At 62.5% G+C, this 333-nt stretch carries 1 pseudogene; it reads left to right on the top strand.

The features are described from left to right. Positions 1 to 40 precede the first annotated feature (40 nt). A pseudogene (locus tag EN851_RS34870) lies at positions 41 to 333 on the top strand (molybdate ABC transporter permease subunit); the annotation flags it as partial.

Here is a 333-nt window from a genome sequence, read left to right as displayed (position 1 = left end):
CTGTCTGAACCGCCACCCTGCCTGAGCGGGTGCTGTGGTCATGCTGTTCAGACAGCCGAGTGTCATTCCGGGCTTCGGGTTGACGCTCGGCTTCTCGCTTGCCTACCTCACGCTCATCATCCTTATCCCGCTTTCAGGGCTGGTGTGGCGCTCGGCAGCGCTCGGCTGGACCGATTTCTGGGCGATCGCCATGGATCGCCGCACCCTGAACGCACTCGAAATCAGCTTCGGCGCTGCCTTGATCGCCGCTGCCGTCAACGTCGTGTTCGGTACGCTCGTTGCCTGGGTGCTGGTGCGTTATCGTTTTCCGGGCCGCCGCATCGTAGATGCCAT

The sequence above is a fragment of the Mesorhizobium sp. M8A.F.Ca.ET.208.01.1.1 genome (genome assembly GCF_004791315.1).
Taxonomy (GTDB): Bacteria; Pseudomonadota; Alphaproteobacteria; order Rhizobiales; family Rhizobiaceae; genus Mesorhizobium.
The sequence above is the reverse complement of the archived record's forward strand: the minus strand, read 5'-3'. Positions and strand labels throughout refer to the sequence as shown.